Origin of the sequence: Pseudonocardia sp. KRD291 (assembly GCF_019263595.1) — a bacterium.
Lineage (GTDB): Bacteria > Actinomycetota > Actinomycetes > Mycobacteriales > Pseudonocardiaceae > Pseudonocardia.
Genome location: NZ_JADQDD010000106.1, coordinates 1 through 18,479, shown reverse-complemented (window position 1 = coordinate 18,479; position 18,479 = coordinate 1). Strand labels below are relative to the sequence as shown.

The following is an 18,479-nucleotide window of genomic DNA, read 5'->3' as shown; positions in this document are numbered from 1 at the left end:
ATCAGCAGGACGGAGCGCAGCAGCTCGTCCTTGTCCTCGAAGTAGTGGCTCAGGACGCCGGTGGAGTAGCCGGACTCCCGGGCGATCGCGCGGGTCGTCGCGTGATCGATGCCGACGGTGCCGATCACGCGGATCGCGGCGTCGAGGATCTCCTCGCGTCGTTGGTCGTGGTCGACGATCTTGGGCATGCAGGGCGCCTTCCTCGTGGGCCGGCAGCCGATCGCCTGCCCCGGTCGGTCCGAGCGTAACGATCGGCCCGGCCGCACACGGGTGCCGCGGTCACCGACGCGCCCGCCCACGCACCGCGGCGAAGGCCCCGTCGAGTCCGGTCAGGGCCATGTCCAGGTCGGCGGTGGTGGTGGCGGCGGAGACGAACCAGTTGTGCTGCGGGTGCACGTACACCCCGCGTGCCAGCGCCTCGTCGCAGAACGCGCGGACCAGTCGGCGGTCCGGGTCGTCGGCGAAGAGCAGGTTCGGCATCTGGACCGGCCCGGTGTAGGAGACCTCGACGCCCCATCGGCCCGCGCTGTCGAGCACGCCCGCGCGCAGCGCGTCGCCGACCTGCACCATGTGTTCCACCGCGTGTCGACGTCCGAGCTCGGTCACCGTCGCGTGCGCGGCGGCCATCGCGACCGCACCCATCCAGAAGGACCCGGTGACGAAGATGCTTCCGGCGGCCTCGCGCCAACCGTCGCCGCCGGTCACGGCGGCGAGCGGGTGGCCGTTGGCGATGGCCTTGCTCCAGGCCGCGAGGTCGGGCCGCACCCCCAGTGGTTCCCAGCTGCTGCCGTGGTGGAGCCGGAACCCGGCGCGGACGTCGTCGAGGACCAGCGCGGCGCCGGTCGTGTCGCACAGGGCGCGGGCCCCCCGGGCGAAGTCGGGGTCGGCCAGTTCCTCGTCGTACCCGGCGTCGTGCCGGAACGGGCTGACGATCACCGCGGCCAGGTCGTCCGCGCAGTCCTCGACGGCGGCGCGCAGCGAATCGAGGTCGTTGTAGCGGTAGTACCGCAGGTTCGCGCGGTCCTCGCCGGTGGTCCCGGCCGGGTTGGGACTGCACCAGGGCGCCGCGCCGTGGTACGCGCCCTCGGCGACCAGCACGAGGCGGCGCCCGGTGGCCGCCCGCGCGATCGTGCAGCACATGGTGGTCGCGTCGGTGCCGTTCTTCGCGAACAGGGCCCAGTCCGCGTGGCCCACCACCCGGACCAGCAGCTCGGCCAGGTCGACCATGATCTCCGCCGGGCCGTTCAGGCAGTCGCCGAGGGCCCGCTGCCGGTCCGCCGCGGCCTCGACGACCGGGTCGTGGTGGCCCAGCACGACCGGGCCCCAGCTCCCCATCAGGTCGACGTACTCGTGGCCGTCGACGTCCCAGAGCCGGGCCCCGCGGGCCCGGTGGATGTACTGCGGGTGACCGGCCAGGCGCGCCATGTCGAGATGCCCGTACATCCCGCCGGGGACGACGGCGGCGGCGCGACGCCGTAGCGCCGAGTCGACCGTGCGGTCGCGGATGCGGGCCTCGAGATGCACGTCGGCGGTCACGCGATGGTCTCCTTCTGCTGGTCGGTCGGGTGCGCACCGGGGGCGGGGTCGCCCGGCGCGGTGGTGGCGCCCAGTGCACCGGTGCGGCCCAGCGCGGTGGTGATCCGCGCGGCCTCGGCCGGGCGGGTGCCGGCGACCAGGTGCAGCACCTGGTCGAGGTCGGTGATGCCGGCGTCGGACCCCAGCCCGGACGCGGTCAGCGACCCGCACGCGCATCCCAGCAGTGCCGAGTCCTCGGGGGAGCAGCCGGCCGCGATCCCCGTGATCATCCCGGCGTTGAAGGCGTCCCCGCAGCCCGTGGTGTCCACGACGGCGGTCGGGAAGGCGGGCACGACCGTCGGTGCGGCCCCCGGACGCACCACCAGGGCGCCCCGCGCACCGGTGGTGACGGCCACCGCCCCGACGCCGAGGTCGAGCAACGCCCGGGCGGCGTCGCCGAGCTCGGCGACCCCGGTGAGTCCGCGGAGCTGGTCGTCGTTGGGGAGGAACCAGTCGACGAGGGGAAGCAGCCCGGCGAGGCGCTGCGCGGTGTCCGTGGTCGCGGGATGCAACAGGTCGACGACGACGGTGACCCCGCTGTCGTGGACCTCCCGCAGGAGGGCGAGCCCCTCCTGCGAGAGCAGCTGCGGGGTGACCTCCGGGCCGCCCAGCAGCAGGACGTCGGCCCGGCGCAGCGCGGCCACGTCCAGGTCGGCGGGGCGCAGTCCGCGCATGGCCCCGGGGGAGTGCAGGGCGGGGCGCTCCCCGGAGGACCGGATGGGCAGGATCGTGGCGGCCGTCGCCTGGCCGGGACGCACGACCAGCCCCGACACGTCGATGCCGCGGCGCGTGAGCAGCGTCGTGAGCAGGGCGCCCGGGACGTCGTCGCCGATCACCCCCATCGAGGTCACCGACCAGCCGAGCTTGGCCAGGTCCATCGCGGCGCCGCCGCCCGTCCCCGCCACGGTCATCGTGATCTCGTCGACCACGGCGCTGCCCTGGCCTGCGGGGATGTGGTCGATCGGCCGACCGAGCACGTCGACGATGTGCGGGCCGAGGGCGACGACCCGGCCACGCCTGCCGAGGGCGGTGGCCATCCTCAGTATCCTTCCCGGACCGGTGCCGCAGCGGCGGGGTGATCCGGGGGCCGGCGCTGCTGGACCCGGTGCACGACCACGGCCGCGGCGATCGCGACGAGGTAGAGCGCGGGCAGCAGGTTCGGCAGGACCGCCGTGGTGCCGGTGAGCGCCGGGTAGTTGGCGACGATGAAGGCGACGGCGACGAACAGCCCGACGGCCGCGATCGTCGGTGCGACCACGGTGGTCCAGATCCGTGGGTCGCGGTGGCGGCGGAAGTAGCGGATCGCGACCGCCGCGACGACGGCCTGCATGCCGACGATCCCCACGGTGAAGACGCCTCCGAGGCTGGCGTAGACCCCGGTGTAGGGGTCGAGACCGAGGTAGGCGAACGCGAGGTTGAGCAGCACGGTGAGGACGAACAAGGTGTCGCTGGCGTGCGCGGGCCCCCGCGAACGTCGATTCAGGACGCCCAGCGCGCGCGGCATCGTCCCCTGTGTACCGAGGGTCTGCGCGTAGCGCACCGCGGCGTTGTGCAGGGCCACCAGGCAGGCCAGGATGCTCGTGCAGAAGAAGACCTGCATGATCATGACCAGGCCGTTCCCGGCGTTGTCCCCGGCCACGACCGTGACCAGGTCGCCCTCGGTCTCGGTGGCCAGCCCGACGATCCGGTCGACCCCGACGGCTCCGACGATGAGCCAGGCGCTGAGGAAGTAGAACACCGCGATCGAGCCCACCGACAGGTAGATCGCGCGGGGCACGGTGGTGGCGGGGTTGCGGGCCTCGTTCGCGTAGAGGACCGCGGACTCGATGCCGATGAACGAGGTGAACGCGATCATCAGTGCCGGTCCCGGAGCACCCGAGAACACCACGGACGGGTCGAACGTCGCGGTGGGCAGGGCGTCGAGGCCGTGCCGGAGAAGGATCGCGACGTCCAGGACGATGAGGATCACGAACTCGGCGAGGATCAGGACGAGGAGCAGGCGCGCGCCGAGGTCCGCGGCCCGGCGGCCGAGGAGCCCGACGGCGACCGCCGCGCCGATCGCGTAGATCCACCAGGGCAGGTCGAGCCCGTAGGAGCCGGCCAGGAGATCCGCGAAGTAGCCGAACGTCGCGGTGATGGCGATGGTCCCCGCCGTGTAGGCCAGCATGGTCGCGTACGCGGCGGCGAGGCCCGCGGCCTCTCCGCAGCCGGCGCGGACGTAGCGGGCGAAGCCCCCACCGCCGGGCAGCGCGCGGTTGATGGCCACGTAGCCGACCGCGAAGCAGATCAGGACCAGGCCGGCCACCAGGAACACCGAGGGCAGGCCGGCACCGTTGCCCAGGGTCACCCCGAGCGGGATGTTGCCGAGCACCGCGCCGAGGGGAGAGGCGGCGGCGATCACCAGCAGTGCGACGCGGCCGGTGCCGAGACTGCGCCTGAACTCGGTGCCGTTCGTGCTGACGGCCTCAGCGGGGACGGTCGGGCCGACCTCCGAGGGAGTAGAGGGCATGCGAGCCTCCGGATTCCGGTCGGGAACGACTGCGCTGGGAGGCCGGGCGGGGCTGCGTCGACCCGCGAGGATGTTATCCCGGCTGAACGAAATAAAAAAGGCGCAACGGCTCGGGCGCCTCGCACGCACATTCCCCTCTGACGTGCGTGCGAGGCCCCGTGGCGAGGACGGCCGCGACGCTCCCCCGAGACCGCGGCCGCCCTGAGGTCACCGGTGCTCAGCCGCGGGTGGTGCGGCGCAGTGCGGTCCAGGTGACGGCGGCGAGGACCACGGCCACAGCGAGGGCGATACCGGTCTCGGTGAGCTGGAAGGTCAGGAGCCGGTCGATAGGCTGGCTGTCCAGGTACACGCTGGCGATGTCGTTGCGGCCCAGGCAGCCGAGATAGTCCCCGGAGGACGAGGTGGCGCAGTTCGCGGGAAGGGCGACCGACTGCCCGCTGCTGGTGAGGTAGCCGGAGTCCACGGCGAGTCCGGGACCGTAGCCGCTGCCCTGGCCGACGGGGGCGACGGTGTGCACGGGCGAGAGGTAGTGCGGCCGGATCCAGAAGGCGGTGACGATGCGGGCGGCGAGGAAACCCACGAACGTCAGGGTCATCGCCAGAACGCTGCGCTTGACCAGGAGCCCGACGGCCAGCCCGAGGGCGAACGCGAACACGACGTGGCCGGTCTGAACGAGCGGCGAGGCGTCGAAGTAGGGCACGTCGAACGCGAAATCGCGGGTACCGGGTGTGGTCAGGACCAGCTCTCGGGTGACGCCGCCGAGCAGCAGCGCGGACACGATCGCGACCGTGAGGAGCAGCACGGTCTTGCCGGCCAGCCAGCGCGTCGGCGACACGTCCTGGCTCCAGGCGAACAGGTGGGTCTGGTGTTCGTACTCGCGGGCCAGCAGCGGTGCGGCCAGGAACACGCCGACCCCCAGCGGATAGAGATCCACGAGCAGGATGATCAGCTGCACCGTCGTGGGCGATACGGCTTCCTCGCCCGCGGTGTCGAGCCGGCTGATCACGACCACGATCGCGGAGGCGACCAGGACTGCGACGCCGGAGACCAGAAGCGTGCTGCGGTGCTGGTGCCAGGCGGCGGCGAGCACCTGCCACACGGAGACGCGGGGCGTGTGCGGGCCCGGCCGCGTGGACGGGCGTGTCTGTGCGGGGTTCGTCATGAGCCGGCCTTACGGTCGTGGATGAGGTAGGCGTGCACGAGGTCCTCGAGGTTGACCGGGGTGCTCGTCCACGCGCCGGGCCTCGTCGGGGTGTCGAGACCGTCGGGCAGCCGGACGACGTAGCGCGACTGGCCGTGGTCGTGGCTCGCGTCGACGACCGTGCCGGGCCCCCACGGGGGGTCGGTCGCCGGCGTCCCCGCGGGAGGGTGCGCGGTGGGGCCGGTGTAGCGCACGTGAGCGGCGAGCAGGTCATCGATGTCGCCGGTGAGCAGGGTCCGGCCGCGGCCGAGCACGAGCAGGTGGTCGGCGGTCCCGGCGAGTTCGGCCACGACGTGGCTCGACAACAGGACGGTCATGGCGGTCTCGGCGGCACGGCCGAGCAGCTCGGTGCTGACCTCCCGGCGGACCAGGGGGTCGAGCTCGGCGAGGGGCTCGTCGAGCAGGAGCACGTCCGGGCACGCGCCCAGCGCGGCGGCCAGCGCGACCTGGGCGCGTTGTCCCCCGGAGAGCCGCCCGCAGGCGCGGTCGAGGGGGATCTCGAAATGCTGCAGCCAGGACCGGGCCCGGTCGGAGTCCCAGCGCTGGTTGAGCCGGGCGGCGAGCGTGAGCATCGCCTGGGGGGTCAGGTGCCGGTATACCGGCTTGTCCTGGGCGACGAACGCGCTGCGCCCGTTGACGCGGACGGTCCCGGTGTCCGGGGCCGTCAGCCCGGCCAGGATCGCCAGCAGGGTGCTCTTGCCTGCCCCGTTGGCCCCGACCATCGCGGTCACCGAGCCGGCCGGCACGTCGAAGCCGCAGTCGCGCAGCGCCACGGTCGAGGACCCACGCCCGCGTCGCAGGGCGGCTCCGAGACCGGCGCGGTAGCGCTTGCCCAGTCCCTGCACCCGTACCGCGGAGCTGTCGGCCCGGTCGTTCGTGGACGGATCGGTCGACACGGTGTCCATCTGCTCGTTCATCTGGTCGTCACTCCCTTCTCGCTCAGAACCGCCCGAAGCAGCGCCTCGATGTCGCCGCCGGTCAGCCCCGCCGCAGCGGCCCTGTCGGCCCACGTCTCGAGCTCGCCACGCAGCACGTCGAGCAACGCGACGTCGATCGCCTCGGTGTGCTCGGTGACGAACGTCCCGGACCCCTGGCGGACCTCGACCAGCCCGCGTAGCTCCAGCTCCCGGTAGGCCTTGAGCACGGTGTTGGCGTTGACCCCGCTGCTGGCCACGACCTGGCGCACCACCGGCAGCTGGGCCCCGGAATGCAGCCATCCCAGCCGCAGCGCCTCGGTCACCTGCTGCACCAACTGCCGGTAGGGCGCCACACCCGAGGAACGGTCGACCCGGAACTCCACAGCACCACCCCCGTCTAATGTGCTAGGAACCTAGCACATTAGGTATGCGCGGCGTGCCTGTCCGTCGTCCTCGACGGCGTTGGTGGTGTGAGGCAGGCCACCGCTTATCGGTCTGGACCGTGCCGTTGCGGCACACGTTGTGATCGGCGTGGATCTGATCGACGAGAGGGACGACGTGACACGGACACCGCACGACCACCCGGATCGCCCCGGCAATACGCGCTCGATCAGGCGCCGGCGTGGCCTGACCGGGCTCGTCGCACTGCCGCTGGTCGTGCTGCTCGGGGCCTGTACCGCGGCGCCGGGCAGCACGACCGACGGCGTGGCGGCGCCCCCGGACCGCTTCGCGCGCCAGCAGCTCGCCTTCGGTCCGTGTGCCGGCTACGCCACGAGCGCCGCCGACGAGCAGGTCTTCGCCGCCGACCCGCGCGCCGAGTGCGCGCGGATGCAGGTACCGCGCAACCACGACGATCCCGACGGCCCGACGGGGGAGATCGCCATGCTGCGCGTGCCCGCCCGCGGCGAGTCGCAGGGGACACTGGTGCTCAACTCCGGGGGCCCCGGCGGGGCGGGGATGAACTTCGCCGTCACCACGGCCGCCGCCCTCGCGCAGAGCCCGGTCACCGAACGCTTCGACCTGCTGGGGTTCGACCCGCGCGGAGTGGGCGCCTCCACCCCGGCCGTCGAGTGCTTCACCCAGGAACAGTACGAGCGCGGTCAGGCCCGGACGGAGTACTTCCTCTCGGCCCGCGGCTGGACCGAGCCGGACGCCGCCCGCCTGGCCGGCCAGTGCGCCGAGCGCTCCGGCGGCGAGCAGAACCTGGCGCACGTCGGTTCCCGGGACACCGTCCGCGACATGGACCTGCTGCGCACCGTCCTCGGCGAGGACAAGCTCCGCTTCCTCGGCCAGAGCTACGGCACCCGGATCGGTGCCCTCTATGCCGAGGCCTACCCGCAGAACGTGGGTGCGATGGTCCTCGACGGCGGGGTCGACCCGCAGTCCGGTGACCAGCGCCGGCTGCAGCAGTACGCGTCGTTCCAGAACTCCTTCGAGCGGATGGCCGCCCTGTGCGCGCCGAACGCGGGGTGCGCGCTGGGGCCGGACCCGGCCCGGGCGACCGAGCGCTTCCAGCAGATCGTGCGCCCGCTGCTCGACGAGCCGCTGCGCGACGACACCGGAGCGCTGTTCGGCTACGACGAGGCGCTCGACGCCGTGCTCGGCGTCCTGCTGTCCGACGCCACCGCCTGGAAACCGATCTCGACGGGCCTCGCCGACCTGCGGTCCGGTGATCCCGACCGCTTCGCGCGGGTGAACCGGGCCGTCGGTGGTCGCGAGCCCGACGGGCGGGGCTCGAACCAGACCGCGGCGAACCTGGCCATCGGCTGCCTCGACGAGCAGCGCAAGAACCCGGAGCAGGCCGAGCAGTTCCGGGCCCGGATCTACGCGGCGGCCCCGTTCGCCGACCCCGGTCGCGGCCCGGCGGGTGCCCGCGACGCCTGCGAGGCGTGGCCCACCGACCCGGACCCGGCCTACCCCTTCCCCGACGAGGTAGCCGGTCTGCCGCCCACCATGACGGTCTCACTGACCAACGACCCGACCACCCCGATCGAGGGTGCCCGGCGACTGCAGCAGACCCTCGGTGGCGCGTTGCTCACCGTCGACGGGGACGGCCACACCATCGCCGCGACCGGCGCGAACCCCTGCGTGAACGACGCGGTCGCCGCCTACCTCGTCGACGGCCGGCCCCCGGCCGAGGGCGCGCGCTGCGCCGCGATCCGGTAGCGGTGCGGGGCGTCACCGTCGGGGTCCGAGCAGAGCTGGTAGGTGTGCAGCGGCCCGTGCGGTACGCCGGTGTCGGCTCCGTCCACCTCGTCGCTCAGCACGATCTGCTGTGGAGCCCGTCCGTCCGGCCCGCTCTGCACGGACCGGGTCTCGCCGGCGAACGCTCCGTCCTCGAGCAGGACAACCAGATCAGCGGTGCTCATGGCCGACGGTGTCCCCGCCACCCGGCGATCGAAACCCGCGCGGCCGGCTGTCGGCGCCGGCGGCGGACGCGACGAGCGCGGCGGCGGCGTCCCGCGCCTGTCGTGCCGGCGCGTCGGTGCCGAAGATCGCGGCGCTCACCATGGCCCCCTCGGCGAGCAGGACCAGCTGCGGGGCGAGGGAGTCCGGCAGCCCGGCGTCGGCGACGAGGCCGGCCACGTAGTCGGCGAAAGCCTGCTTGTGGGCTCTGGCCTGGCGGACCATCGGCTCGGACACGGCGCCGAGCTCGCCGAACCCGTTGATCCACGCACAGCCGCGGAACCCGGGCTCGCGGAACCAGTCGCCGAGCCGGTCGAACAGGGCGAGTACCCGTTCCCGGGGGTCGGGTTCCGACGAGACGGCCTCGGCGATGCGGGCGCGCCACCGGATGTCGCGGCGTTCGAGGTAGGCCTCCACCAGCCGGCTCTTGGTGGGGTAGAGGGCGTACACGCGCTTGAGGGGGAGCCCGGCGGCGGAGCGGATGTCGTCCATCCCGACCGTCTGTATCCCGCGGGAGTAGAAGAGCTCCTCGGAGGCGTCGAGCAGGCGGGCGCGGGCGGTCTCGGTGTCACTCGGCGGCACGTCGGGCGTCCTTGCGTCGGAGAACGATCGTTCCCTACGCTATCGGAGAACGCTCGTTCTCGACCGAGGAGACCCCCATGCCCCGTCCGCCGTTGCCGCCGTTCACCCGCGAGACCGCCCTGCAGAAGGTGCAGGCGGCCGAGGACGCATGGAACACCCGTGATCCGGAGAAGGTGTCGCTGGCCTACAGCGAGGGCTCGGTGTGGCGCAACCGCGACCGCTTCGTCACCGGGCGCGCCGAGATCGTGCAGCTGCTGACCGACAAATGGGACCGCGAGCTGGACTACGCGCTGCGCAAGTCGCTGTGGGCCTTCGCAGGCGACCGCATCGCCGTCCGGTTCCAGTACGAGTGCCACGACGCGGACGGTCTCTGGTGGCGCAGCTACGGCAACGAGAACTGGGAGTTCGACGGCGAGGGCCTGATGGTGCGCCGCGAGGCCAGCATCGACGACGTGCGGATCGCGGAGTCCGACCGCCGGATCTTCGGGCCGCGCCCGGACTCCGAGCGTGGCATCGACCTCCCGCTGCGGTAGCGCCGACCGGGCCGTGGCGACGCCGCGGTGGGCCCGCTCACACCATGAGTGATCGCCCGCCGAACGGGAACGCTCGATCCACGACGTCTGCCGATCACCGGAGAGGTGCTACGTGAGCAACAACGCCGTCATCGTCGCCCGGCTGCGCACGCCGGAGCAGCTGAGCCGGACCGAGAACCAGATCGCCCGCCAGCGCGCCGTGCGCCACGCGGAGGTCGCCCGGTCGGCCGTGTCCTGAGATGGCGCCGTTGCTGCTGAGCCCGCCGGGGGTGTACCGGCCACAGTCCGACACCGACGTGCTGATCCGCGCGCTGGAGCGGACCGGGTACCCCCACGGGCACGACGTGCTGGATCTCGGCACGGGCACCGGGGCGGTGGCGCTCGCCGCTGCCCGCTGCGGTGCCCGGTCGGTGACCGCCGTCGATCTGTCGCGGCGTTCGGTGGCCGTGGCACGTCTCAACGCCCGGTTGCACCGGTGCCGGGTGTCGGTGCACCGGGGTGATCTGTTCGCCCCGGTGCAGGGGCGGCGGTTCGGTCTGGTCACGGCGAACCCGCCGTATGTGCCGGCGCAGACGAGCGTGCTCCCGCGCCACCGGATGGCGCGGTGCTGGGACGCCGGCCCGGACGGACGGGCTCTGCTGGACCGGATCTGCGATGCCGCCGCCGACCATCTCGTCCCGGGTGGTGCGCTGCTGCTGGTGCACTCCGGGGCGTGCCGGGCCGATGTCACCGTCGAGCGGCTCGCCGCCTCCGGTGTGGTGGCCGAGGTGCTGGAGCGGGTGCGGGTCCCGTTGGGGCCGGTGATGCGCGCCCGCGCCGCGCTGCACGAGTCACGCGGGCTGGTCGAACCGGGTGCGACCGACGAGGAGCTCGTCGTGGTGGGCGGTCGCCGTGCCGGATGACCCGCACCGTGTGGTGATCACCGGAGACGGCCCGATCCTTGTCGAGGGCCCGGTGGACATCGAACTCCCGGACGGCCGCCGGGTGCGGTCGCAGCGCCCGGTGACCGCGCTGTGCGCGTGCCGGCGCAGCCGCCGCTACCCGTTCTGCGACACCAGCCATCGAACCCGGACGCGCCCGGACCGTGAGACACAGGAGCCGTCGTGACGACCACCGCCCCACCCCCGCTCGCCGCCACCGGCGCCCCGGTGCCGCAGGCCCGTGGCCCGCTGTCGGAGGCGGTGCGCACGCTGTTGCTCGGTGGCGACCCGGGCCCGGTCGGTACGGGCCCGGTCGACCCGGGCCCGGTCGACGCGGACGGCGCCGACCCGTACGGCGACGACCTGCAGCTGGCCCTGCACTGCTGCTACGAGCTGCACTACCGCGGCTTCGACGGCGTCGACGACGACCTGGAGTGGGACCCACGTGTCCTCGGGGTGCGTCGCGAGCTGGAGCGGGTGTTCGTCCGGGCGCTGCGCGCCGACGTGGCGGCCGGTGACGACGTCGACGGGGCGGTGGAGGAGCTGCTGACCGAACCGGTCGGCCCGGGCGCGGAGACAGGTGTCTCGCATCATCTGCTGCGTGACGGCGAGCTGTGGCAGCTGCGCGAGTACGTCGCGCACCGCTCGATCTATCACCTCAAGGAGGCCGACCCGCAGGCCTGGGTGATCCCGCGCCTGCCGGGGGCGGCCAAGGCCGGCCTGGTCACCGTCGAGCACGACGAGTACGGCGGCGGCGACCCGGACCGCATGCACGCCCGGCTGTTCGCGGACATGATGGGTGAGCTGGACGTGTCCCCGGCCTACGGCGCGCACGTCGACGCCGTTCCGGGCGCGACGCTCGCCGAGGTCAACTTCATGTCGCTGTGCGGGTTGCACCGCAGCCTGCGGGGCGCGCTGGTCGGGCAGTTCGCCGTCGTGGAGCTGACGTCCTCGCCCGGTTCCGCACGGCTGGTGCGGGCGATGCGCCGGCTCGGGTGCGGGCCCGCGTCGATCCGGTTCTACGACGAGCACGTCGAGGCCGACGCCGTGCACGAGCAGATCATCCGCCGCGGCGTGCTCGCTCCGTTGCTCGAGGGCGAGCCCGGGCTCGCGGCGGACGTCGTGTTCGGCATCCGCGCCAGCGGCCTGCTCGGCGACCGGCTCGGGGACCTGATGCTGGCGCGCTGGCGGGAGGGCCGGTCCAGCCTGCGCCGTCCCCTGCCCGGCGGGGCGGCCCGATGAGCGCCGCCGCCGTCGACGTCGTCGCGGTCGAGGACGCGGACGGGTTCTGGGAGGACACCGACGCCCTGCGTGCGTGCCTGACCGAGCCGGTACCGCGGATCCCGCCGTGGTTCGGCTACGACGAGCGCGGCTCGGAGCTGTTCGAGGCGATCACCGAGCTGCCCACGTACTACCTGACCCGCGTCGAGTGGGACCTGCTCCGCCGCCACGGCGCGGAGATCGCCGAGCAGCTCGGCTGCGGCCGGGTCGCCGAGCTGGGGAGCGGGAGCGCGAAGAAGACCCGGCTGCTGCTCGGCGAGTGCGCGTCCCGCCGCGCCACCACCTACCTGCCCGTCGACGTCAGCCGGGAGATGCTCGAAGCCAGTGCCGCGGCGTTGCGCGACGACGTCCCCGAGCTCGCGGTGACCGGGCTGTGGGGCCGCTACGAGGCCGCGCTCGACCATCTGCACGACGACGGCGGCGCACCGCTGGCGGTGATGTTCCTGGGCGGCAACCTCGGCAACACGACGCCGCAGGAACGAGACGCCCTGCTGGCCCGGATCGCCGCGACACTGCGCCCCGGCGACGCGTTCCTCGTCTCGGCGGACCTGCTCAAGCCCACCGAGACGTTCGAGACCTGCTACAACGACCCTCCCGGGCACAGCGCGTTCGCCGAGTTCCGGCTCAACCACCTCGCCCACCTGACCCGCCGTTTCGGCGGCGACGCCGACCTGTCCGCGTTCGTCCCGCACGCGCGCTTCGACGAGCGGGCCGGTGTCGTGGAAGGGCACCTGTGGGCGGTGCGCGACGAGGTGCTGTCGCTGCCCGGGCTCGGCGTCACCCGCGAGCTACGACGCGGTGACGGCGTCAACGTCGGGTTCTCGGCAAAGTTCGACCGGGACCGCTTCGTCGCCGACGTCGCGGCGCACGGCATGACGTTCGAGTCCGAGTGGAGCGACCCGCACTGGCGGTACGGGATCTTCCTGTTCCGGCGGTGAACCGCCCGCCGGGAGCGGGCGGCACGGGAGTCAGCCCAGCGGCGTGGTGACCGGGGCGGGGAAGTCCCCGTCCGGTTCGGCGACCGCGGCGGCGGCCCAGAACAGCAGAGCCACCCCGACCGCACCCGGGTCCGGCCGGCCCTTGGCCCGCTCGCCCACGTAGCTGGCGCGGCCCATCCGGGCCCGCAGGTCCCCGGTGTGCGCGGCGCCCGCGCCGGCGGCCCGGGCCGCCGAGGCGAAGCCCTGCGGCAGCGCCTCGACGGCGGGAGCGAGCGCGTCGACGAGCGTGCGGTCGCCGACCCGTGCCTCGCCGACGCGCTGGATCGCGGCGAGCCCGGCGCCGGCGCCCTCGGCCCAGGCCCGGGCGGCGGCACCGTTGTCCCGGGCGTCGCCGGTCCGTTCCAGAGCCTGCGCGAGCTCGGTGAACAGCAGCCCGAGCAGCGGCCCGCTGGTCCCGCCGACCTCGTCGAGGAAGACCTCGCCGAGCGCGGCGAACGGGCCGGACGCGCCGGACTCGAAGCGTGCCACGGCATCGCGCAGGCCGCCCCGCAGGTTGTCGCCGAAGTCGCCGTCCCCGCTGTGCTGGTCGAGCTCGGTCAGCTCGGCGTGCGCGGTCTCCGTGGCCGCGGCGTACCGGCGCAGGACCGCCTCCTGGTCGAACGTCCCCATCAGGGTGTCCCTCCGTTCTCGGTGCCGCGCGGGAACGCGGGGGTGACGGCGGGCGCGGCCCACCACGCCTTCCACGCCGGTTCGGTGCGGGTCAGGGTGAGCGAGAAGCCGGCCATGTCCAGGGCCGGGACGAACGTGCCGACCAGTCCGCCCGCGGGGGCCAGCCCGCGCCGTTCGAGACCGGCGCCGACCAGCTCGTTGAGCCCGTAGAGCTCGAGCAGCGTGGTGCCGCCCATCCCGTTGACGACGGTGAGGACGTCGTCCGGCCCGTCGGGCAGCCCGGCCACGAGCTCGTCGAGCATGCGGTCCACGAGCTCCTCGGTCGAGGGCCGCTCGACGGTCCGCGCGGCGCGTTCGCCGTGGATGCCGACCCCGTACTCCAGCTCTGCGGCGCCGAGGGTGAACGAGGGGTCCCCGGTGTGCATCGAGGTGTGTGCCCGCGACGCCACGGCGAGGCTGCGCGACGCCGCCGTGAACGCCTCACCCAGCGTGGCGAGCTCGTCGAGGCCCAGCCCGGTGTCCGCGGCGGCACCGAGCAGCTTCTCGACCACGACGGTGGCGCCGGTGCCGCGCCGTCCGGTGGCGGTCTCGTCGGACTCGGTGGCCAGGTCGTCGTCGACCAGCACCCGGCGGACCTCGATCCCCTCGTGCCGCAGCCGCTCGGCCGCGATGCCGAAGTTGATCCGGTCGCCGGTGTAGTTCTTCACGACGTGGATCACGCCGTCCGGTCCCGCGGCGCGCCGGGAGGCCTCGAGGACCTGGCGGTTGTGCGGCGAGGCGAACACCTTGCCGGGGGCGACGGCGTCGAGCATCCCGCGGCCGAGGAACCCGGCGTGCAGCGGCTCGTGGCCGGACCCGCCACCGGAGACCAGGCCGACCCGGCGCCCGGGCGCGCGGTGCCGCGCGACCAGGTGGGCCGGGTCCTCGTGCAGCTCGACGAGGTCGGCGTGGGCGCGCGCGAACCCGCGCAGCGCGGGTGCGACGGGATCGCCGTGGGCGGGATGGAAGGGCTTGCTCATCAGACGTTCTCCGGGGAGCGGGTCGGGGTGCTGGTCTCCGGTGTACCCGATGGGCCCGCGCCGTACCGTGGCTCCCCCCACCGGACCTCCGCGACTCCCGGCCGTCGGGGGTTCGACCCCGGCGCGGCGGGGTAGACACCGCGCATGCGTACCGACGACGCCGTCGTCGTGGTGACCGGTGCCTCCAGCGGCATCGGGCGGGCGACGGCACTCGAGCTCGCGCGCCGGGGCGCCGACCCGGTCCTGGTCGCGCGCCGGGCGGACGCGCTGCACGATGTCGCCCGTCAGTGCGAGCTGGCCGGTGCGCGGCCACTGGTCGTCCCGGCCGACGTCACCGACGAGACCGCGGTGCACGCCGTGGTGGCGCAGGCGCAGGAGCGGCTCGGCCCGGTGGACGGCTGGGTCAACGCGGCGTCGGTGATGCAGTTCGGCGCCCTGTGGGAGGTCCCGGCGGCGGACGTCGCGCGGGTGCTCGAGGTCAACGTGATGGGGGCCGTGCACGGGTGCCAGGCCGTCCTGCCGGGGATGATGGCGCGCGGGCGCGGCGTGCTGGTCAACGTGTCCTCGCTGCTCGGGGCGATCGCGCTGCCGTTCGGTGGCAGCTACTCGATGTCGAAGTTCGCGCTGCGTGCCCTCGGTGCGGGCCTGCGGCAGGAGCTGCGCCGCGCCGGCGCGACCGGCGTCGAGGTGTGCACGGTCCTGCCGGTCGCGGTCGACACGCCGATCTGGCAGGTCGCCGCCACCCTCACCGGCCGGAATCCCCTCCCGCCGCCACCGGTCCTCCCGCCGGAGCGGGTGGCCACCGAGATCGTCGACCGGATCCGTTCCCCGCGGCGCGAGGCGGTGGTCGGCGGGGTCGCGGCACGGGCGTTGCTCGCGGCCCACAGCGTGGTCCCCTCGGTGGCCGAGCGCCTGCTCGACGTCGTGATGGACCTGATGACGCCCGGGTCCCGGACCGGCCCGCCGGGACCCGGCAACCTGTACGAGCCGGCACCGGGCACCGGGTCGGTGCGCGGGCGGCCGCAGGAGTGAGACGTAGTCGTGGAAACCGGAAGGATGTCCGATGGCTGTCGTGAGCCGGCTGATCGAGGCCGCACCCGCCGAGGTGTTCGACGTGCTCGCCGACGGGTGGCTCTACCCGTTGTGGGTCGTCGGGGCCACCCACATGCGCGAGGTCGAGGAGGACTGGCCGGCCGTCGGGTCACGCCTGCACCACAGCGTGGGCACGTGGCCGGTGATGCTCGACGACCACACCGAGGTACTGGACGTCGAGTGGGGCCGGCGGATCGTCCTGCGGGCGCGTGCCTGGCCCTCCGGTGAGGCACGGGTGGAGATCGAGCTGTCGCCCTCGCCGGAGGGGACGACCGTGACGATGACCGAGTACGCCGACAGCGGCCCGGGCGCGATCGTGCCCGCTCCGGTGCAGGACATCGCCCTGTATCCACGCAACGTGGAGTCACTGGCACGGCTTTCCGCGGTGGTGACCGGCAGGGCGCGGCCACGGCCGACGGACCTCGCTGACTCCTCGCGCCGGGGGACGACGTCGTGTGAACCCGGCCGCGACGGGTAGTCCATGCCGTGGTCACTTTCCCCGGACACGGTGACGAGCACGCCGACGTCGTCGTCGTCGGCGCCGGACACAACGGCCTGGTGGCGGCGAACGTGCTGGCCGATGCCGGCTGGGACGTCCTGGTGCTCGAGGCGGCGGACGAACCGGGCGGGGCGGTGCGCAGCGCCGAGATCACCGAAGCAGGCTTCGTCAGTGACCTGGCCAGCGCCTTCTACCCGCTCGGCGCGGCCTCGCCGGTACTGCGCGAGCTCGATCTCGGCTCATACGGGCTGCGCTGGCGGCACGCTCCGGACGTGCTCGCCCACGTCACGCCGGACGACCGCGCGGTCGTGCTGAGCCGCGACGTCGAGAAGACCGCTGCCCACCTGGACGCGTTCGCGCCCGGGGACGGGCGGTCGTGGACCGCGATGGCGCAGGAGTGGTCCCGGATCGGTCCGGACCTGCTCGAGGCGCTGCTGCGCCCGTTCCCCCCGGTGCGGACCGGGGCGCGTCTGGCGCGCACGCTGGGCGTCGCCGACGGGCTCCGGCTGGCCCGCACCCTCGTCCAGCCCGTCCGCCGGTTCGCCGAGGAGAGGTTCGACGGCGACGGGGCGGCGTTGCTGCTGACCGGCAACGCGCTGCACACCGACCTGGGCCCGGACATGGCGGGCAGCGCGGCGTTCGGCTGGCTGCTCTCGATGCTGGGCCAGGACGTCGGCTTCCCGGTGCCCGAGGGCGGAGCCGGGATGATCACGACCGCGCTGGTGGAGCGACTCGTCCGTCGTGGCGGGCGGGTGCGGTGCGGGCGACCGGTGCGCGAGGTCCTCCTGCGGGGCGGTCGTGCCGTCGGCGTCCGCGACGCCCGGGGTGATCCGGTCGCCGCCCGGCGGGCCGTGCTGGCCGATGTCGCGGCCCCGGTGCTGTTCCGCGACCTCGTGGGGGAGGAGCACCTGCCGGCGCGGTTCGTGACCGACCTGGACCGCTTCTCCTGGGACTTCTCGACGGTCAAGCTGGACTGGGCACTGTCCGGACCGGTTCCCTGGACGGCCGGTGACGCGGCCGGTGCCGGCACCGTGCACCTGGGCGCGGACCTCGACGGGATGCGCCGCTACACCGCCGACCTGAGCGCCGGCCGGGTACCGGAGGACACGTTCATGCTGTTCGGGCAGATGACGACGGCGGACCCCACCCGGTCACCGGCCGGCACCGAGTCCGCGTGGGCCTACACCCACGTTCCCCGCGGGCTGGGCTGGAACCGGGACGACCTGCTGCGCTTCGCCCGCCGCGTCGAGGACACCGTGGAGCGCAACGCCCCCGGCTTCTCCGACCTGGTCCGTGCCCGCGTCGTGAGCGGGCCGGCCGACCTGCAGGAGCGCGACCCGAGCCTCGTCGACGGGGCGATCAGCGGCGGAACGCTGGCCGTGCACCAGCAGCTGTTCTTCCGGCCCGTCCCGGGCCTGGGCCGGGCCGACACCCCGATCGAGGGGCTGTTCCTGGCCGGGGCCTCCGCGCACCCGGGGGGAGCGGTGCACGGCGGCCCCGGCGCCAACGCCGCACGCGCCGCGCTGGCCGCCGACGGGCTCACCGGCGGGCTCTACCGTGGCATCGTCCGCGGGCTGCACCGCCGGATCTACGCCGACGACGGCCGCGGCCGACCGGGGGAGACGACGTCCCGGCGGGAGTGACTCACCCGTCGGCCCGATCGGGGGAGCGGTCGCAGCGGCTGTTCCTCCAACCGCTGCGACCTTGGCCCCTACCGCGCCCGGGACACGGAGGAGCCCGCCGGTGGAAGGCCGCCGCCCGCGCCGGGCCGCGGCGACCCCGACGCGTTATGATTCCAGAGTTGCCCGGCCCCTCGCCGTGCGGACCCCGAGCGCGGTCCGCGTGGTCTGGGGAGGTGACTGCGTCCGATAGTGCGGCGTTCAGCCTGCAGACCCTCTGCAGGCTGTGTCGATGTTGGGGGCGCAGCACGGGTGGCCGGTGACGCAGAGGGAGTCCGGGACTCGCGGCCCTTGCGCGGCGGGATCCGAGACACCCGCGACGTGGCCGCCGAGCTGGTGGCGCTGCTCTGGGGCGCCGACCGTCTCGACGAGTTCCTCACCGAGATCGCCCGCGAGGCCGCCGGCACGGTCGCGGACGCGATCTCCTGCGGGATCACCGTGCAGTCCCCGGCATGGCCGCGTCTGCTCGCCGCGACCAGCGACGAGTTCGCCCGCCAGATGGACGAGATCCAGTACTCCGTCGACGACGGCCCCTGCCTGACGTGCCTGCGCGAGGGCGAGATCGTCGAGGTCACCGACATCGCCGCCGACCAGCGGTGGCCGGCGTTCCGGCGCCGCGGACGCCAACAGGGCGCCGGCGCCTCACTCTCGATCCCCCT

General features: G+C 73.9%; 22 protein-coding genes. 11 read left to right on the top strand and 11 right to left on the bottom strand.

All coding sequences use genetic code 11. From position 1 onward, the window contains the following. The 7 genes from I4I78_RS16345 to I4I78_RS16315 form a co-directional block, all read right to left on the bottom strand. Positions 1–188 (bottom strand): TetR/AcrR family transcriptional regulator (locus I4I78_RS16345; RefSeq protein WP_218612188.1); only part of this gene is annotated, 188 nt, incomplete at its 3' end. A 91-nt stretch (positions 189–279) separates the two neighbouring features. Then, complete coding sequence (locus I4I78_RS16340) at positions 280–1,536, bottom strand: aminotransferase class III-fold pyridoxal phosphate-dependent enzyme (RefSeq protein ID WP_308252156.1); 1,257 nt, start codon at positions 1,534–1,536, stop codon at positions 280–282. Next, positions 1,533–2,612, bottom strand: coding sequence for a carbohydrate kinase family protein (locus tag I4I78_RS16335; RefSeq protein WP_218612187.1), 1,080 nt, complete (start codon positions 2,610–2,612; stop codon positions 1,533–1,535). The genes I4I78_RS16340 and I4I78_RS16335 overlap by 4 nt, the downstream gene beginning before the upstream one ends. Before the next feature lie 2 nt (positions 2,613–2,614). Next, positions 2,615–4,084 (bottom strand): APC family permease, encoded by a 1,470-nt coding sequence (locus tag I4I78_RS16330; RefSeq protein WP_218612186.1) that lies wholly within the window; start codon positions 4,082–4,084, stop codon positions 2,615–2,617. Positions 4,085–4,301: 217 nt separating this feature from the next. Further along, on the bottom strand, positions 4,302–5,246 hold the full coding sequence (locus I4I78_RS16325; protein ID WP_218612185.1) for a hypothetical protein: 945 nt from the start codon (positions 5,244–5,246) through the stop codon (positions 4,302–4,304). Next, entirely contained in the window at positions 5,243–6,202 is a 960-nt protein-coding gene (locus I4I78_RS16320; protein ID WP_226379825.1) for an ABC transporter ATP-binding protein, read from the bottom strand. Before I4I78_RS16320 ends, I4I78_RS16325 begins: the two co-directional genes overlap by 4 nt. Continuing rightward, positions 6,199–6,585, bottom strand: coding sequence for a GntR family transcriptional regulator (locus I4I78_RS16315; RefSeq protein WP_218612184.1), 387 nt, complete (start codon positions 6,583–6,585; stop codon positions 6,199–6,201). Before I4I78_RS16315 ends, I4I78_RS16320 begins: the two co-directional genes overlap by 4 nt. Before the next feature lie 175 nt (positions 6,586–6,760). Between I4I78_RS16315 and I4I78_RS16310 the strand changes: the two genes are divergently transcribed. Then, positions 6,761–8,368, top strand: a complete 1,608-nt coding sequence (locus I4I78_RS16310) for an alpha/beta hydrolase (protein ID WP_218612183.1) — start codon at positions 6,761–6,763, stop codon at positions 8,366–8,368. On the opposite strand, the gene I4I78_RS16305 is transcribed toward I4I78_RS16310, so the two are convergent. Both I4I78_RS16305 and I4I78_RS16300 read right to left on the bottom strand, forming a co-directional pair. Beyond that, complete coding sequence (locus I4I78_RS16305; protein ID WP_218612182.1) at positions 8,311–8,571, bottom strand: hypothetical protein; 261 nt, start codon at positions 8,569–8,571, stop codon at positions 8,311–8,313. The genes I4I78_RS16310 and I4I78_RS16305 overlap by 58 nt on opposite strands. Continuing rightward, entirely contained in the window at positions 8,558–9,190 is a 633-nt protein-coding gene (locus I4I78_RS16300; protein ID WP_218612181.1) for a TetR/AcrR family transcriptional regulator, read from the bottom strand. The genes I4I78_RS16305 and I4I78_RS16300 overlap by 14 nt, the downstream gene beginning before the upstream one ends. A 77-nt stretch (positions 9,191–9,267) precedes the next feature. Between I4I78_RS16300 and I4I78_RS16295 the strand changes: the two genes are divergently transcribed. The 6 genes from I4I78_RS16295 to I4I78_RS16275 all read left to right on the top strand — a co-directional run bounded on the left by I4I78_RS16295 (position 9,268) and on the right by I4I78_RS16275 (position 12,862). Continuing rightward, complete coding sequence (locus tag I4I78_RS16295; protein WP_218612180.1) at positions 9,268–9,723, top strand: nuclear transport factor 2 family protein; 456 nt, start codon at positions 9,268–9,270, stop codon at positions 9,721–9,723. Positions 9,724–9,835: 112 nt separating this feature from the next. After that, positions 9,836–9,961 carry a hypothetical protein gene (locus I4I78_RS33430; protein ID WP_255567132.1) on the top strand — a complete coding sequence of 42 codons (126 nt, stop codon included), beginning with the start codon at positions 9,836–9,838 and terminating at the stop codon, positions 9,959–9,961. 1 nt (position 9,962) lies between these two features. After that, entirely contained in the window at positions 9,963–10,625 is a 663-nt protein-coding gene (locus I4I78_RS16290) for a HemK2/MTQ2 family protein methyltransferase (protein ID WP_218612179.1), read from the top strand. Between the two features lie 13 nt (positions 10,626–10,638). Then, entirely contained in the window at positions 10,639–10,830 is a 192-nt protein-coding gene (locus I4I78_RS16285; RefSeq protein ID WP_308252155.1) for a CDGSH iron-sulfur domain-containing protein, read from the top strand. Further along, positions 10,827–11,885: an iron-containing redox enzyme family protein gene (locus I4I78_RS16280; protein ID WP_218612177.1), complete on the top strand. Its 1,059-nt coding sequence runs from the start codon at positions 10,827–10,829 to the stop codon at positions 11,883–11,885. Before I4I78_RS16285 ends, I4I78_RS16280 begins: the two co-directional genes overlap by 4 nt. Continuing rightward, on the top strand, positions 11,882–12,862 hold the full coding sequence (locus I4I78_RS16275; RefSeq protein ID WP_218612176.1) for an L-histidine N(alpha)-methyltransferase: 981 nt from the start codon (positions 11,882–11,884) through the stop codon (positions 12,860–12,862). The genes I4I78_RS16280 and I4I78_RS16275 overlap by 4 nt, the downstream gene beginning before the upstream one ends. A gap of 30 nt (positions 12,863–12,892) precedes the next feature. On the opposite strand, the gene I4I78_RS16270 is transcribed toward I4I78_RS16275, so the two are convergent. Both I4I78_RS16270 and I4I78_RS16265 read right to left on the bottom strand, forming a co-directional pair. Beyond that, complete coding sequence (locus I4I78_RS16270) at positions 12,893–13,531, bottom strand: DAK2 domain-containing protein (protein WP_218612175.1); 639 nt, start codon at positions 13,529–13,531, stop codon at positions 12,893–12,895. Then, the gene (locus I4I78_RS16265) at positions 13,531–14,550 is read right to left on the bottom strand and encodes a dihydroxyacetone kinase subunit DhaK (RefSeq protein ID WP_218612174.1); all 1,020 of its coding nucleotides are present in this window, start codon (positions 14,548–14,550) and stop codon (positions 13,531–13,533) included. The genes I4I78_RS16270 and I4I78_RS16265 overlap by 1 nt, the downstream gene beginning before the upstream one ends. A gap of 144 nt (positions 14,551–14,694) precedes the next feature. On the opposite strand from I4I78_RS16265, the gene I4I78_RS16260 reads away from it, so the two are divergent. The 4 genes from I4I78_RS16260 to I4I78_RS16245 all read left to right on the top strand — a co-directional run. Next, the gene (locus I4I78_RS16260) at positions 14,695–15,582 is read left to right on the top strand and encodes an SDR family oxidoreductase (RefSeq protein ID WP_218612173.1); all 888 of its coding nucleotides are present in this window, start codon (positions 14,695–14,697) and stop codon (positions 15,580–15,582) included. A 31-nt stretch (positions 15,583–15,613) separates the two neighbouring features. Beyond that, positions 15,614–16,120, top strand: coding sequence for an SRPBCC domain-containing protein (locus tag I4I78_RS16255; protein WP_218612172.1), 507 nt, complete (start codon positions 15,614–15,616; stop codon positions 16,118–16,120). 8 nt (positions 16,121–16,128) lie between these two features. Next, positions 16,129–17,784, top strand: a complete 1,656-nt coding sequence (locus I4I78_RS16250; protein ID WP_218612171.1) for an NAD(P)/FAD-dependent oxidoreductase — start codon at positions 16,129–16,131, stop codon at positions 17,782–17,784. A gap of 357 nt (positions 17,785–18,141) precedes the next feature. Then, on the top strand, positions 18,142–18,479 hold a 338-nt coding region (locus tag I4I78_RS16245; RefSeq protein WP_218612170.1), incomplete at its 3' end, for a GAF domain-containing protein.

Bases quoted from the DNA above. Each gene is read 5' to 3' on its own strand.
- I4I78_RS16335 (WP_218612187.1), bottom strand. From the start codon at position 2,612: ATGGCCACCGCCCTCGGCAGGCGTGGCCGGGTCGTCGCCCTCGGCCCG.
- I4I78_RS16330 (WP_218612186.1), bottom strand. From the start codon at position 4,084: ATGCCCTCTACTCCCTCGGAGGTCGGCCCGACCGTCCCCGCTGAGGCC.
- I4I78_RS16325 (WP_218612185.1), bottom strand. From the start codon at position 5,246: ATGACGAACCCCGCACAGACACGCCCGTCCACGCGGCCGGGCCCGCAC.
- I4I78_RS16320 (WP_226379825.1), bottom strand. From the start codon at position 6,202: ATGAACGAGCAGATGGACACCGTGTCGACCGATCCGTCCACGAACGAC.
- I4I78_RS16305 (WP_218612182.1), bottom strand. From the start codon at position 8,571: ATGAGCACCGCTGATCTGGTTGTCCTGCTCGAGGACGGAGCGTTCGCC.
- I4I78_RS16295 (WP_218612180.1), top strand. From the start codon at position 9,268: ATGCCCCGTCCGCCGTTGCCGCCGTTCACCCGCGAGACCGCCCTGCAG.
- I4I78_RS16290 (WP_218612179.1), top strand. From the start codon at position 9,963: ATGGCGCCGTTGCTGCTGAGCCCGCCGGGGGTGTACCGGCCACAGTCC.
- I4I78_RS16275 (WP_218612176.1), top strand. From the start codon at position 11,882: ATGAGCGCCGCCGCCGTCGACGTCGTCGCGGTCGAGGACGCGGACGGG.
- I4I78_RS16270 (WP_218612175.1), bottom strand. From the start codon at position 13,531: ATGGGGACGTTCGACCAGGAGGCGGTCCTGCGCCGGTACGCCGCGGCC.
- I4I78_RS16265 (WP_218612174.1), bottom strand. From the start codon at position 14,550: ATGAGCAAGCCCTTCCATCCCGCCCACGGCGATCCCGTCGCACCCGCG.
- I4I78_RS16260 (WP_218612173.1), top strand. From the start codon at position 14,695: ATGCGTACCGACGACGCCGTCGTCGTGGTGACCGGTGCCTCCAGCGGC.
- I4I78_RS16255 (WP_218612172.1), top strand. From the start codon at position 15,614: ATGGCTGTCGTGAGCCGGCTGATCGAGGCCGCACCCGCCGAGGTGTTC.